Source organism: Herbaspirillum sp. B65, from assembly GCF_000333555.1.
GTDB lineage: Bacteria > Pseudomonadota > Gammaproteobacteria > Burkholderiales > Burkholderiaceae_D > Herbaspirillum > Herbaspirillum rubrisubalbicans.
Genome location: NZ_BADI01001226.1, coordinates 1 through 1,041, shown reverse-complemented (window position 1 = coordinate 1,041; position 1,041 = coordinate 1). Strand labels below are relative to the sequence as shown.

The 1,041-nt window shown below is 55.6% G+C and carries 1 protein-coding gene; it reads left to right on the top strand.

Annotation, left to right across the window (positions count from 1 at the left end):
* The first annotated feature begins 83 nt into the window (after window positions 1-83).
* A complete protein-coding gene (gene mobF / locus I5W_RS28840; protein ID WP_044531831.1) occupies window positions 84-1,013 on the top strand; it encodes a MobF family relaxase in 930 nt (309 codons plus the stop codon).
* Window positions 1,014-1,041 lie beyond the last annotated feature (28 nt).

Sequence of the window (1,041 nt, the reverse complement as noted above, 5' to 3'; positions counted from 1 at the left end):
ATTGCATAGCAAGGAGGAATCCAGACATGCCACTTGCTCAAGCATCCAGTAAAAAGCACCCCTCATCCGCTCCCAGGTGATCGGTGCTTTCCATCGCCAAAATCAACAGTGCTTACAACCAAGTCAAGCACTCAGCCACAACGAAAGGTGGCTATCTCTTCTACCTGCAATCATCAGGAACACGGCAACGCACGGACTTCCTTGATTATCTCAGCCCAGACCACTCCGTGCCTGAACCTCAAGCATTTTGGGCGGGCCGTGGGACGGATGATTTTGCACTCTCCGATACCGTAGAACTGGATCAAGTTGAAAAATTAGCGTGGGGCTACTCGCCCTCCGATGGCAAGCCGCTGGTTCGTGGAGCGGGTGCCGCTCATGTCATGGGCATCGATATGACGTTCAGTGCCCCCAAAGACGTGTCGGCGGTTTTTGCCGCTGCCCACCCTGCCACGCAGTCCGCCATCAACGACTGCATGCAAAAGGCCGTGCAATCGGCCCTCGATTACACCGAGTCCATCTCCGTGACCCGCCATGGAGCAGGTGGACGAATCAAGAAGAAGGTCTCTTCCATCATTGCCGCCTGCTACCCGCACTTCGCCAGCCGAGCCCTTCAACCGCAATTGCACGTTCATGCTTTCCTGTTCAATCTCGGTAAAAGATCGGGCTCCAAAGAATGGAGTGCTTTGGACAACAAGGCTCAATTCGATCACAAGATGGTGACCGGGATGCTATTTCGTGTGGACCTGGCGTATCAACTCGCTCGCCTTGGATTTCAAATCATGCCTGACGGGCAGTATTTCCAAATCAAAGGCGTCTCGGAGCATCAACGTCAAACGCTGTCCAAACGTCGTGCAGAGATCCAGGCCTTCATGGCGGCCCATGACGGAAGGACCGCCCTGGATGCCGACATCGCCGCCCTCAACACCCGCTCGGCGAAAGCAGAACCGCCTTACCTCGAATTGTTGGGCCAATTTCGGGACATGACCGCTGAACTGGGGCTGACCGCTGAATAGCGTGGCCTCGCTCAAACGCCGCTCTCCG